Below are 13,432 nucleotides of genomic sequence, written 5' to 3' on the forward strand. Positions count from 1 at the left end.
GTGGAAAAAACATTCTGTATGCCGATGCCCTTATATGCCTTTTGTATCTCTATCTCATAGCCAACGCCGCTGTCGGTCGTGATAACATACCCGTCGCTGACCACATTGTCAAGCTCCTCTCCAAGCACATTGCTGAACGTGTCCGCCAAAGTCTTTGCCTTGTCCGCAGCAGACAAAAGTCCGCTGTCAGCATTTTCAGAAGTTGGTCTGTCGAGATAAAAAAGCTCCATATTATCGGCGTCAGCGTCTGCGGTATTTACGCCGTTTTCGCTTGCCTCCCAACAGCAATAAGGCTGTGCAAAGCGTGTTATTTTAAGTTTGTTATGTTCGTCCTGGAGCTGTGCCTGATCTTCCACAGTTTCGATCTTACTGTCGATCTTGATATCCAAGGCACTTTGCAGCTCTTCCACTTTTGACGACAGCCAGTCCATATCATTTTCGGCATTGATATATGCAAGCTCGAAATCATAAACACCGTCAGGTTTGCAAATGCTCACCGCCGATTTTTCGGGCAGCTTGAATTTTGTATACTCTTTTTCAAATGCAGCATCAAAGCTGTCATAAATATTCTCTGACGAAACATAAGCCTCGCCGCTGTCCACCTCAGCCGAATGCTTGTTGCTTCTGATATTGTCGGGAGTATTTTCACAAGATGACAGCACCACAGCTGCCAACAGCACGGGCAATAATATTTTTGCTTTTTTGATACTTTTCATATGTCGTTCCTTTCTTTTGGGTTATTGCTGCCGATCAATATAGAAACCAAGTTTCTATATTGATCGTATAATTTAAGGCAATATCACATAAAAAGATAGTTAGTGATATTGCCTTAGTTTAAATTTTATTTACCGCTAACATATCCTGAAGCCTGACTACCTACACCTGACGGAGCTGGATTGAGTGACATGGTGCACAAAATACGTTCACCTTTATCAATATATGTCGCATTAGTGTGTTTCGTAGTATGGTTTCCTTTACTCGAGATTTTTCCACTTGCAATATATGTAACTCCAACCGTTGTTCTATATGAAACGGATGTAGCATTGGAAATTTTGTCAATTCGGTAGTTGACCCTAACATAATCATCCTGAGCTGCATTTCCAGCAGTAATAACTTTTGACGTAACAGATCCAGTGTTGGAAATATAGAACGAGAAACTATCTGCCGCACTGCCCCAATAGCCATAGAACTCATCATCATAACAGCAGCACCCATAGCTGCGATCCTCTTAATTATTTTTGTCATGTAAAAAAACCTCCGTCATTTTAATGCTAGTGTCTGAAACAATCTGCTTTGTTGCAAACTGATTTCATTTTCGTATGCTTGCACAAATATCATTGTGCGTTTTTGTATGTTTTATCTCTGCATTGGAATCACCAGCTTTTCCAATTAATCAACAACGTCTTTTTAATAAATCATGGTTGCACTGTTAGCTTCAAGATATTCATATTTGCTTCCGCTATAAACATATACGTGAGTTTCTGTACGATATCTCCTGCCTGAAACAGCAGATGAAAACTTGTCACTTACATGAGCTGAACGAGTTGTAGCTGTTTTTGTTACAACATCAACATTGCTCCAGTTGCCATTTTTGTATTCCTGTAAATACAGGTAAATGCTGATTTTTGTCGCTGTTGATTTTCCGACAACGTTACAACTATACACTATATTTGAACCGGATTTGCTGAGAGTTGTACTTACAGTGTCAGTGTACAAATTCATCAAAATGATGTCTTCGTTTATATTTATATCATCATCAGTTGCTGAAACATTTGTACAAAAGCAGCAGAACATCAGACAAGCTGAAATAATTATTGAAATAATTTTTCGCATAAAAAATGTGCACTCCTTTCCTCAAGATTTTGCCTCCTCATATAGTAAGATACAAGCTTGAGTGAATTTGTACACACTTTTTCAGAAAAATATTTTATTTTGTAGAGTTTACCGAATCAGCCATCTTAATTATGTCACTTTTACACAAATCTCCGGTTATTGTATAAGAATATCTGCCATCAGTCCATACAATGGTTGATGTATAGGCATCGTAAGACAGCAGAGCGTCATTGTCATTTATCGATATCTTTTCAGTTGTCCTGTTTTGCGTATCTATTTGATTATTCGTTAATATACTGCTTTGAGTGTACTCGATAAATTCATTATTAGAAGAATAATCAATGATAAGCATAGTTTCTTCTTGAACTCGGTCCTGTTCAGCAAATCCATTCGGGATATATGTTGGTTCACAACACACAAAAGCATCTGTAAGATCATCGGCAGGAACATCCCCATGTACATTCCAGACATCAGTATTATTATCATTGCTGCTTGCAAACAAACCAACAAACCATTCTCTTAACGGCGGTACAGCAGCTACTGTTATCGATCCGATCATAAGCACTGCGGCAATTATGAATATCATCTTTTGCAAGGTCGTCTTTATCAATGAATGGGGTGTTTTATCTTGATTTTTGGTCAATCTGCGGATCCTTCTTCTGTATGCTGATGAAAAATCACATTTTTCATCGGATATCAGCTGCATTTCTTTTGCACATGGCAGCACAACTGCTTGTTCGATTGCTTTGCAGAAATTTTCATTTTCGTTCATAGTTTGCACCTCTCAGCTTTTCCAATAAAATAGTTTCAGCCTTTCTCAGATACTTATATACTGTATTTCTGGATATCCCCATTAAATCAGCGGTTTCATTTGCGTTGTGACCGTAATAATAAAAATAAGTGATAACAGCTTTATACTTGTCTTCAAGCTGACCAATAGCGTTAGTCAGATCAGAAATATCATACTCATTAAGCTTAGCTATATCCGGCACATATTCAGAATCCTCAAATGAGTCATTTTCAAAATATTTTTTCTCCGTATTGTAGATCCGATATGATGCCCTTCTAATAGTTATAATCAAATAAGCGTTCATTTTGTACACAGGCAAATTGTGAACTTTCTTAAAATTTTCTGCTATCCTGTAAAAAGCCTCCCAAACGGCTTCTTCTGCCAATTCGTGTGAATTAAGAATTTTAAAGGCTTCACGATATAATTTTCGTTCATATTTATTTACTATATTTTCAAAATCACTTTTATCTTCCTCATCATCGATCAATGCCATATATATCGGCAGCATACAATCACTCCCTTCCTATCTCCATTTCAGAATATCATCCGTTTCCAAATTAAGTATATCATGTTTTCATACACCGTGCAACAAGGTTCTCTAAAATTTTACTTCTGTCGGATGCTGACTTGTAATTGCATAACAAAAGCGGCCAAGATGAAGGGTGATAACAAAAAAATGCCTAACCAAAATTTCCGTAATAAAAAGTACCCTCAACTTTTGTTTAATCATAAACACCGCCGCAGGTCACGCATTTGTGACCTGCGGCGGTGAATTTGGTTCTGTAAGATGTGTTTTAGTTAAGAGTGTGCACCATCCATCCAAGAACCATAAGCTTGCGATTCTATTTTTTCTTTACTCATTTCTTCAAATTTTGAGATAGTATCACATAAATTCCTGTCATAATACGAACAGCAGTTATACATATCTTTACCGATCTTTTTAAAATCAGTATTTACATTAACGCCTTTATCGGAACAGTAAACGATGTATTCATGTCCGTTTGAAATTCCACGAGATATAATATTTGCTTCTGATATTTGAAAAAATGGCTGTGATATATTGGTTTTCATATTTTATCCTCCAAATACTGATTTGATGCTACGATCAACTATCGCATTCAGTTTTTTCTTTGTTTTGAAATATTATACCACGGCATAATTGAACTGTCAACCACACCAAAACGGCAAAAGCTGCTTGATTTATCCCTTGATTTAATTTGCAAAGTGTGGTATAATAGCTATAAACCTGCGTATAATACGATTATAAGATATATGTAAACCTGCGTATTATTGAAATTGAGAATATATTCTAACCTGCGTATTATCAAAGTGAGGTGTTGTTATGATACTAAAGCGTAAAATGTATAATAAACTACTGACGCTGAAAAAAGAACTGAATGGTAAAAAAGCCTTTCTTATCGAGGGTGCAAGACGTATCGGCAAGTCTACTATCTGCGAGGAGTTTGGCAAGAACGAGTACAAGAGCTATATCCTGATTGACTTTGCAAAATGTCCCGATGAGGTCAAGGGCTATTTTCAAAAGCATATGAATGACCTCGACACGTTTTTTATGCTCCTGTCCACATATTATGGTGTGAAATTGTTTGAACGTGAGTCGCTTATAATTTTTGACGAGGTGCAAATGTACCCAAAGGCAAGAGAATGTATTAAATATCTCGTTGCCGACGGCAGATATGACTATATCGAAACAGGCTCGCTGATCTCCATCAAGGAGAATGTAAAAAACATCGTCATTCCGTCGGAGGAACGTCATCTGAGTATGTATCCGCTGGATTTTGAGGAGTTTTGCGATGCTTTGGGTGAGGGGCAGATCATTGGCTATATCAGAAAATGCTTTGCAGACAGAGAACCTCTTGAAAACGAGCTGCACCATAAGGCAATGCTGCTTTTTAAGCAATATATGCTTGTGGGCGGTATGCCGCAGAGTGTTATTGCGTTTCTTGAAAGCAGGAAGGATTTTGATAAAGCTGACGTTGAAAAGCGTGATATACTCGCACTCTATCGCAGCGATATTATGAAGATCGATGCAAGGTATCGCAGCAAGGTGCTTACCATATTTGATCAGATACCGGGACTGCTTTCTCAGCACGAAAAGCGTGTGGTGTTCAGTAATGTTGTCGCACAAAGTACGGCGGATCAGTATGAAGAAACATTTTTTTGGCTGTCAGATTCTATGATATCCAATGAGTGTTTTCTATGCAACGATCCGAATGTTGGGCTGTCGATCAACGAAAACAGAAGTTATGTAAAGTGTTATCTCGGTGACACTGGGCTGCTCGTAAGCCACACATTCGATGAGAACGAACTGCTTGAAGATGAGGTCTACAAGCAGATACTCGGTGACAAGCTGAACATGAATGAGGGTATGCTTTACGAGAACGCCATTGCTCAGATGCTGACGGCAAACGGTCACAAGCTGTATTTCTATACACATTACAACACTGAAAAGCACCGAAACGATATTGAGATAGATTTTCTTATTTCCAACAACAGTAAGCTGAAATACAAAATGTATCCTATTGAAGTTAAGTCCGGCAAGCGATATTCCATAGAGTCCTTGAAACGCTTTAGGGAGAAGTATAAGGCAAGGATCGGAGAGTGCTATGTCATTCATCCACGTAATCTTTGTTTCAAAGAGGATATAGTTTGTATTCCGCCGTATATGACAATATGTCTGTAAAAAACCGCCGTTCGGGAACTAGCCTGAACGGCGGTTTTGCTTTTGTGTCACTTTATGTACAGCCTATCCGCCAATCTGAGGAGTGCAAGCAGGTAGTCGAGTTCGCTTTTCAACGTTGTCTGTAACGGGTCGCCCTCACGGATACGCATGGTGCGCCTTATTTCTTTAGGTATGACAACTCTGCCGAGATCGTCTATCCTGCGGACAATTCCTGTTGCTTTCATATTTATGACCTCCGTTGTTTTTTCAAAATTGCAGTAATATTATTTGCAGAGGTGGGGAATTTATGCAGGAAAAAAAGCGAGCTGTGTGGCTCGCTTTTTTTATCGGCTGGGAAGTCCTCTATAAAGAAGTTGTGTTTTTGATTTTGTCTGTCAATTACATATGGATTGGGTTTGGCCACTGTCCATAAATGCTTGAACCTGATGATGAACGCCATGTTGCACTTTTTGCATTACCGAATTTATCGATCTCAAATGTTATATAGCTGTCAGTACCTTGGTCTTTAAGTGCTTTGTAGACGGCAGTTTCCAGTTTATCATCCTTGTTATAGTTAGAAAGTTTAAATTCGTGATAGCCTGGCTCGACAGAAACTCCGTTTACTAAAAGATCTGCGGCCTCATTGTTCACAATAGTAAACACCCATTTTGCATTGCTGTTTGCAGCTTTTAACTGGCTCTCTGTCATTTTAGAAGGTATGATAGCTATTGCCAGAATTAAAATTATACATATTGCCCATGTGATAACACCCACTAAAAGACAGGTCTTTGCCGCTTTTGGCTTTTTATCCTTATTTACACAATAAAGTATGATTCCTGCTATTGGAATAAGGAAACTTAGAACCTTTTCTCCTGTTGTCGCTGTTGATACCATATCTACTGTAGGTGCTGCTGGTGCAGCCTGAACTCCTGTTGGGCAGCCGCAATGCACGCATATTACTGCCTCATCGTCTATTTCTTTTCCGCATTTTCCGCAAAATGCCATATGTCATCTCTCCTAATGTGTATATATTTGTTTCCAAGTGTTGATATAAGATTGGTCGGGTCGTCCGGTTACAGGCACAACTGATATCATTGAGCATTTTCCAGTAAGATAACTGTTGATCCTGATAATGAACACCAAACCGTTTTCTGAACTTTCACTATAGCTGCCAATGTCTGTGCTGGTTTTGGCTGCCGAGTATACAAAGTATACATCATCCGTGTGGTCGAGCACTTCAGGACTGCCTATCAGATCAAATTTGAAAGAAAGTCCATTAAACTTGCCGTCTTTTTCTGCCTGACTTATAGTGCTGTTAAACTTTCTTGCAACAAGAGCACTGCCGTCAGAAACATTAATGATATACATGACCACCAAGGCAATGATAACTACTATGAAAGCAAATGCGATTATTTTTTTCTGTGTATCGCTAAGTCCGTTTGAACTGGAGTATGAAGCTGTTTGCGTACTTGTTGAGGTGCTGTTCTGCATATTGTTACCGTTTACATAGCAACCGCATTTGGGACAGATCGTGACATCATTACCTACAAGACTTCCGCAATGTCCGCAATAGGTCTTATTGCTATTGCTGCGATGACAATCACTGCAAAGACCATCACCGTGATCAAACTCGATCACAGCACCGCATTCTTTACAAAATTTCATAACAAATTCCTCCTAAAGGACAGACATTGTGATAAAGCCAAGTGCCCAGGTGATGATTCCCACCAAAAGGCAAGTTTTAGCGGCTTTTGGACGGGTATCCTTTTTTACAAAGTACATTATGATACCGGCAAGAGGTATCAGCACGCTAAGAAGTACTTCCACAAAGTCTGCACCTGAATAAGGGTCATAGTCAGGGTTTTGGTTCGTGTTTGTTCGTGCTGCCTTTTCGGTCGCACAGCCGCAATGTACGCACATTACTGCGTCATCATTAATTTCTTTTCCGCATTTTCTGCAAAAAGCCATAATTTTTCCCTCCTAATTATTTTTGATTTTCTTTTTTGTTTAATGCTCCGATTATCAACTCCATTTGTGCCGATTTATAAATAGCAGTTTTATAAGAGCCTATAGATTTTATGGCTGCAAAAGCTGATATGAGAATTATAAATAGTCCAAAACCAGTTCCTATTATTTTAAATTTAGGAACTATTTTTACTAAATCTTGCATTTGTTTAGCTGTTTGAGCTGCATATTGAGCTGTAGATTTAGTATTTTCGGTCGTTATTTTAAGAGCCTTATACACGTATGTATAATAATCTGTTCCAAATTCAGCATAATCTGCGGAATTATAATATTCGTTGTAATTGTTTGTATCTGCAGTGTTGTATGGTGCGGATATGTTACCACTTGTTGCTGTGACTATAAGTCCCAGTATTATTCCCAATGCACAAACAATAATCTTACCAATAAGTATTGTTTTGTAGTTTGGCTGTTCTGATGTTAGCAAAGACTTTGCTCCTAACGATATGCTCTGTTTTGTTTCTGCTCTTGCCAAGGTATAACACCCACATTCAGGACAGATTTCTGTTCCGTCTTTAACGTATTTTCCACAATGTCCACAATATGCCATATGACATTCCTCCATATTCTTTACAGTGCTTTTTTTCTGCACCATTTATTTTGTACTGTCATTATACCACATTATTTCCACGATTTGTTAAGCTGGCTGCTTAGGATAACGATTACATTTTGTAAACAAAGTGTAAATTTTGCAGGTGTAAACGTTGATAGGGGGTGTTTTTGAAATAAGGAGTGGGGAGCGAGGGGTGTTATTTCAAAAAGTGGGGAGATTTTGAAATAAGGGGGGGATGTATTGAAAAATATATCGCCGCAGGTCACTTGTGGGGCTTTGATGCGTTTTTGTTTGATCTACTCGACTAAAATTACAAGCCCACAAATCGCCCCACGTTCGCTGATTTGGGTTGACAGTAACTTCGCTAGTGTTTTTACTGTCACTACTATCACGCTCACGGTCGTAATGAAGAATTATCAGCCTGCCGTTTCTAGTTCGCTTGTACTGAAAATCTATCCCATACTTCCTGAGAGTATAGCCGTTCTGAACCAGATCTCTTGTAACTCTATTCGGATAGAATTGTTCTTGCGTGACTTCTTTTAGTTCGCTTACAAGTTCTGACGCCGTACCTGAAAAATCAATTTTCTTTTTGATGTAAACATACAATGCCGCAAGAAAAATGTTGTCCTTACTTTTTGGAGCGGTCGGCTCATAGAGTCTGTTTTGTATTCTTGCGTAGCTGTCCTCTAAACACAAATACAATGCCGTGCCCTGCAATGTTTTCTGACCTAAAACACTTTCTCCTTTCGCTATTGACAGGCACATATCCAGTGCCAGCCAAGACTTTCTGACCTTTGGTGCACCTGCTAAGATATACAGACCTTGTGCAAGCAAGCCGTCTATAACGAACTCTATTGGCTTGTACACAGTTGTCATTATTTCTTCGCAGGATCTTGTGCTAAGTTTTTTCAAATTATCATTCCTCCTATTCTGTTTTCAAGTTTCTGCTATTGTCACTGAACATAGCGAAATTTATATTCAAAACAAAAAGCTCGCAAAGACTTTTAAAATCTTTACGAGCTTATATTACTTTCCATTCTTATGGTATCGCATTTTAATACGTTTGTCAATAGTCATGGTCCATTTTCATTGTTTTGCACAGGAGATTTGATTTTGACACGGGGGTAAGATGTGCGTTTTCGCCGTCGCACTGTGAGATACCCCCTATGTCAAAACGTGATCTCACTTATCACTCCCTTATCCATTTCATGCACAGTATCGCACAGCACGGAGATGTCCTCCGCCGAATGAGAGCAGATAAGGATAGTCTTACCCTGCTCTTTGTATGAAAGCAGGTACTCACGCATTTCTTTTACTCCGTCCTTGTCAAGACCATTGAAAGGCTCGTCGAGAATAAGTATCTTCGGATTTTCCATAATGGCTTGTGCAAGTCCCAAACGCTGCCGCATACCTAGACTGTATTTGCGGACGTGTCGCTTTAGGTCAGGATCAAGTCCCACCTGTTTCATACTGCTTTTTATCTCCTCTTTGCCGATCTTGTTGTTGAGCCCTGCAAGAAGTTTGAGATTTTTGTAGCCTGAATAGTATGGGATAAACCCCGGTGTTTCAATGATAATTCCCATATCTTTCGGAAAATCAACGTCCTTGCCCACCCGCTTGCTGTCAACGATAATCTCACCGCTCGTGGGCTTGATAAAGCCGCATATGCACTTCATAAGCATTGTCTTTCCGCTGCCGTTTCGCCCGATAAGTCCGTGTATCTTGCCCTCCTCAAAGGACACATTTATGTGCTTTAGTATCTCCGTTTTGCCAAGCGTAAGGCATACGTCATTTACATTGATGATATCCATTTTGTCCCCCTAATCCCTAACTTGCTATCTCTGCAACATTGTCGTAATTGAATTTTCTTATGGCGATAAAGCAGAACGCCAGCAGTACCGCTATAAATATGGCAAGATAGCTGACTGAAAAACTCATTGACATAACAGGCTCACGGAAATATTTTGTGTAGTGCAGCCATATTATGCTGTTCGCCATTGGCATTGTCCACATAAGCGTGGTCTTTATAGAGCAGAACGCTGTGCCTAAAGATATCACCGCTCCGCAGAGGACAAAGCCTACAGTTTTGTGTTTCACAAGTGAAAAGCTCAGCAGGATAAGCCCAATTATCATAAGGTATGCGAACACGAGCAGGTAGCTTTGCACTGCGGCTGAAAATACTGTGAGCTGATTGTAGAGATTTTCAGGGAGAAGCTGCACACCGAAATTGCCCGAATGTTCAGGAAAGCGTGAAGCGAACTTTGTCGCCACATTGCTCCAGCCGTTGTACCAAAAACCGTCTGAAAGCATTGGAAGCACTGCGCCCAAGAATATCACTGCAAGATAAGATAAAGCCATAAAAATGAGCTTCAAAAGCTGTCCGAACAGCCAGTTCAGCCTGCCAACACGCATTATGTAGAAAACTGTGTTGGTGTCTATCTTGGGGAAATCTGCGATAAGTGTGAGGAAAACCAGCGGTATGATAAGAAGTATCGCACCTGAATTAGCTATGGCGATAAAAGGCTCAAGGATATTCAGCGGCTCGCCCATAAGCTCTGCGTTTGATTTAAGAGGCTCGATAGCAAAGCTGTAAATGAAGATAAGAAGCACTCCCAGGATTATCATTCGTGCGTCGCATACCCACTTTATGAACTCCGCCCTTGCACAGAAAAAGCTTTGCTTAAGGCTGAAATTTTTCATCATAGCTGACCTACACCCCCTTGTCCTTGCGCAAATTCATCACGATAATAAATCCCAGCAGGGCAACGATCGCCCCCGAACAGTTCACCGCAGTTATCCACTTTGCACTTCTGTCAAAGCTTTGTATATACAGAAAATTCATCACAGAGCTTGGATAAAAGGCGTTCGCTCTATCAAAATCAAAGTTATCGTTGAAAAGATTTGCGTCTATTATCCTATTGAGCATTGTTGTGAGGACATAGTTGAGCATAAAAGGCAGGCAGGTTATGATATACGGATTTTTGCAGAATGAGCTTAGGAAAAACGCAGGCAGTGTGGAAACTGCACCATATGCGAAAGCTACCGCAAGCATTTTGATTATGGTTCTACCTGTGCTGTCTTGCATTATGTATTGAAGCTGGTCGGCTGATACGTCAAACTTCGAAAGTGGTTGAAAAAGCACTGCACAGGCTATGCCGTAAACAGCTATACCTAGCATAACGGCAAATCCGCCTGAGATAAGTGCGGATATGAATTTTGAAAGATAATATCTTAGCTTGCCTGTGCGAGATATGGTGAAACGCATCAGTCCGTTATTTCGCTCTGCACAGAAAGACACCATGAAAGGGAATGCCACGACAATAGGCAAAAACATTGTGATATATCCCGAAAGTCCGTTTCTGAAAACCAGCACTGAGGACAGCATTGGGTCGGTGCGGAGGATATTTTTATCGAGAGTGAAAAGTGACTCGAACACCGAGTATGATTTATCGGTGGCAAGGTCTGTATAGGCTGAGGAGGTGAAAGCAAGCACTGTCGTCAGCAGCACCGCACCTGCAAAGCCTATGTTTATTATGCTTTTGTTCAGGTCACATTTTATTGCGTTTAGAAGTTTTAGTTTCATTTCTCTATATCTCCGATCTCGGTGTAGATAAACCTACCAAGATTATTGCTGTCAGCTTTGGCGTAAGCGAGCGTTCCAAACTCATGCCCTGAGGGGTCATACTCCGCAGGGTCTGTGCATATAACGGCATAATCAAAACTCTCCGACTTTCCGCTATCGAAAAGGTCTGTGGAGCAGTCAATTATCACCATAACTTCAAGCCCCTCACTAAGCTCACCGTCGCAATAATATGTAGGCACTGTGCAAACTGTCTTTTTGTCTGTGAGCTTTATCTCTGCGGTAGTGTCGCCTATGGTCTGTACTGTGCCGAAAAAGCTGGGGTAGTCACTGGTCGTGAGCGGCTCATACGTCTTTGAGCCGTCATCATTTACCGCAACAAGTAAGTTGATATCCTCAATAATAAACTTGCCGTCGGTAAAAAGATAGCCGCCGAACATAACATCATCAGCACTTTCGGGATATTTTCCTTTCTGCCACTCCTCAAGATCGTTGAAATCCGCCGTGATAGTCCGATTTGCATTGCTAAGCTCATAGACAGAGCCGCTCTTGTGGCAAAGCTTGTAGTCATAATTCTCCGCAGGCACGTCCGCCTTGATGTCCTCATACATTCCCGAAGCGTATTTCTCGCCGTTAGGACTTACAACATCACAGCTGTATATTTTGGTTATGCCCTCGCTTGCTACTATCTCCGCCGAAATGTCCTCACAAATGTTATTGTTTATTATGGCTTGCGACAAGCTTTTTCCATTCACATATTTTTCATCGTGCTCAAAAAGCTCGCTGTCCATTGCAAGCGTGTATTCCTTGCCGTCATAAACAAAGGTGAGCTGTCCGTTATCATAACCCACAGCCTCAGCCTGCAATGTCACTCTGCTGTCCAAAAGGCTATCAGTTCTGCTTCCCACAGCCGATACCACCACCGCAGATGAACTATTCTCGCTATTATTTTGACTATTTCCGCAAGCCGTAAGACAGATGATTACACCTATCACAGCAATACAAAAAATTCGCTTTGTGATTTTGTCTATATTTATGTTTGTTTTCATACTACTGTCCTTTCGGTTTTGGTTGATTTATTTATGTGGATATGGTATAATGGAGAAAATATGTTGGGGTTTCTGCTCGACAAATCGGAGTTTGTTGATTTTGTGAATTTCGATTTTATATACTATGTGAGGTAATCAAAACATGACAAATAAAGAGATACTTGATATTGCAATGCAGCAATCTGCCTACGATACTAATGCGAAAGCATGTGATTTTCTTTTGGACACAAATGTATTTGTAAAGTCTGAGATCGGGCCATTGGCAAAAAAATATTATAAAGAACCTATTGCCTGTAATTTGGTTTCATATGGGAATAATATAGTTGCATCTGTAAAAGATGAATATAGAGAAATTGTTGAAAGCTATCTGAGCAAATATGAGTTTTATCATTGTTTTGAAACTCCTAATATGCATTGGCTAGATGAACGGATGAAAGAAAACGGATACCGTGTTTGTTTTATGGCAGAGTATTTTTTACCGGATGTTAATGCCTTGAAGAGAAGAGAATGCAACTATCCTCTTAAGGTGTTGGAACAAAAGGATTTTGCAAATTTATATCTTCCGATCTGGAGCAATGCACTTTGTGAAGATAGAAAACAACTAGATGTTCTTGGGGTTGGTGCTTATGATAATGGAATACTTATCGGGCTTGCAGCCTGTTCTGCGGATTGCGATGATATGTGGCAAATTGGAGTTGATGTTTTACCAGAGTATCGCAGGCAGGGGATCGCTTCCTCATTAACCAGCAATTTGGCAATAGAGATAATAGATAGAGGAAAGGTGCCTTTTTATTGTTGTGCCTGGTCGAATCTTAAATCTGTTAAAAATGCATTACGAAGTGGTTTTGTGCCAGGGTGGGTGGAGATGACCGTAAAAGCTGCAAGCTTAGTTGAGAATATGAATAAATAACAACTTCCAGCTTAT

16 protein-coding genes and 1 pseudogene are annotated in these 13,432 nt (G+C 40.0%); 2 read left to right on the forward strand and 15 right to left on the reverse strand.

The features are described from left to right. The 5 genes from KQH97_RS05945 to KQH97_RS05965 form a co-directional block, all read right to left on the reverse strand. Nucleotides 1–716, reverse strand: a 716-nt coding sequence (locus tag KQH97_RS05945) for a hypothetical protein (protein WP_216553412.1), incomplete at its 3' end; no start/stop codon positions are given. A gap of 691 nt (nucleotides 717–1,407) precedes the next feature. Next, on the reverse strand, nucleotides 1,408–1,833 hold the full coding sequence (locus tag KQH97_RS05950; protein ID WP_216553415.1) for a hypothetical protein: 426 nt from the start codon (nucleotides 1,831–1,833) through the stop codon (nucleotides 1,408–1,410). 94 nt (nucleotides 1,834–1,927) lie between these two features. Next, nucleotides 1,928–2,605: a DUF4367 domain-containing protein gene (locus KQH97_RS05955; protein ID WP_216553418.1), complete on the reverse strand. Its 678-nt coding sequence runs from the start codon at nucleotides 2,603–2,605 to the stop codon at nucleotides 1,928–1,930. Beyond that, a complete protein-coding gene (locus tag KQH97_RS05960) occupies nucleotides 2,592–3,131 on the reverse strand; it encodes an RNA polymerase sigma factor (protein WP_216553421.1) in 540 nt (179 codons plus the stop codon). The genes KQH97_RS05955 and KQH97_RS05960 overlap by 14 nt, the downstream gene beginning before the upstream one ends. A gap of 290 nt (nucleotides 3,132–3,421) precedes the next feature. After that, entirely contained in the window at nucleotides 3,422–3,694 is a 273-nt protein-coding gene (locus tag KQH97_RS05965; RefSeq protein WP_216553424.1) for a hypothetical protein, read from the reverse strand. A 271-nt stretch (nucleotides 3,695–3,965) separates the two neighbouring features. Between KQH97_RS05965 and KQH97_RS05970 the strand changes: the two genes are divergently transcribed. Next, entirely contained in the window at nucleotides 3,966–5,324 is a 1,359-nt protein-coding gene (locus tag KQH97_RS05970) for an ATP-binding protein (protein WP_216553427.1), read from the forward strand. Nucleotides 5,325–5,443: 119 nt separating this feature from the next. Here the strand turns inward: KQH97_RS05970 and KQH97_RS08880 are convergent. From KQH97_RS08880 to KQH97_RS06020, 10 genes and pseudogenes are all read right to left on the reverse strand, one after another. Further along, nucleotides 5,444–5,548: pseudogene (locus KQH97_RS08880) on the reverse strand (AbrB/MazE/SpoVT family DNA-binding domain-containing protein); the annotation flags it as partial. Between the two features lie 154 nt (nucleotides 5,549–5,702). Beyond that, nucleotides 5,703–6,308 carry a zinc ribbon domain-containing protein gene (locus KQH97_RS05980; protein WP_216553431.1) on the reverse strand — a complete coding sequence of 202 codons (606 nt, stop codon included), beginning with the start codon at nucleotides 6,306–6,308 and terminating at the stop codon, nucleotides 5,703–5,705. A gap of 12 nt (nucleotides 6,309–6,320) precedes the next feature. After that, on the reverse strand, nucleotides 6,321–6,968 hold the full coding sequence (locus KQH97_RS05985) for a zinc ribbon domain-containing protein (RefSeq protein ID WP_216553435.1): 648 nt from the start codon (nucleotides 6,966–6,968) through the stop codon (nucleotides 6,321–6,323). Nucleotides 6,969–6,980: 12 nt separating this feature from the next. Continuing rightward, nucleotides 6,981–7,271, reverse strand: coding sequence for a hypothetical protein (locus KQH97_RS05990; protein WP_216553438.1), 291 nt, complete (start codon nucleotides 7,269–7,271; stop codon nucleotides 6,981–6,983). Nucleotides 7,272–7,287: 16 nt separating this feature from the next. Then, the gene (locus tag KQH97_RS05995; protein ID WP_117878860.1) at nucleotides 7,288–7,875 is read right to left on the reverse strand and encodes a zinc ribbon domain-containing protein; all 588 of its coding nucleotides are present in this window, start codon (nucleotides 7,873–7,875) and stop codon (nucleotides 7,288–7,290) included. Between the two features lie 204 nt (nucleotides 7,876–8,079). Next, nucleotides 8,080–8,790 carry an AAA family ATPase gene (locus tag KQH97_RS06000; protein WP_216553441.1) on the reverse strand — a complete coding sequence of 237 codons (711 nt, stop codon included), beginning with the start codon at nucleotides 8,788–8,790 and terminating at the stop codon, nucleotides 8,080–8,082. Nucleotides 8,791–9,047: 257 nt separating this feature from the next. Then, entirely contained in the window at nucleotides 9,048–9,689 is a 642-nt protein-coding gene (locus KQH97_RS06005; protein WP_216553444.1) for an ATP-binding cassette domain-containing protein, read from the reverse strand. Between the two features lie 16 nt (nucleotides 9,690–9,705). After that, nucleotides 9,706–10,581 carry a hypothetical protein gene (locus KQH97_RS06010; protein WP_038672009.1) on the reverse strand — a complete coding sequence of 292 codons (876 nt, stop codon included), beginning with the start codon at nucleotides 10,579–10,581 and terminating at the stop codon, nucleotides 9,706–9,708. Nucleotides 10,582–10,588: 7 nt separating this feature from the next. Further along, the gene (locus KQH97_RS06015; RefSeq protein ID WP_216553446.1) at nucleotides 10,589–11,461 is read right to left on the reverse strand and encodes a hypothetical protein; all 873 of its coding nucleotides are present in this window, start codon (nucleotides 11,459–11,461) and stop codon (nucleotides 10,589–10,591) included. After that, nucleotides 11,458–12,507, reverse strand: a complete 1,050-nt coding sequence (locus KQH97_RS06020; protein ID WP_216553448.1) for a hypothetical protein — start codon at nucleotides 12,505–12,507, stop codon at nucleotides 11,458–11,460. The genes KQH97_RS06015 and KQH97_RS06020 overlap by 4 nt, the downstream gene beginning before the upstream one ends. 142 nt (nucleotides 12,508–12,649) lie before the next feature. Between KQH97_RS06020 and KQH97_RS06025 the strand changes: the two genes are divergently transcribed. After that, the gene (locus KQH97_RS06025) at nucleotides 12,650–13,417 is read left to right on the forward strand and encodes a GNAT family N-acetyltransferase (RefSeq protein WP_216553450.1); all 768 of its coding nucleotides are present in this window, start codon (nucleotides 12,650–12,652) and stop codon (nucleotides 13,415–13,417) included. Nucleotides 13,418–13,432: the final 15 nt, after the last annotated feature.

The organism is Ruminococcus sp. MSJ-25 (assembly GCF_018917825.1).
Taxonomy (GTDB): domain Bacteria; phylum Bacillota; class Clostridia; order Oscillospirales; family Ruminococcaceae; genus Hominimerdicola; species Hominimerdicola aceti.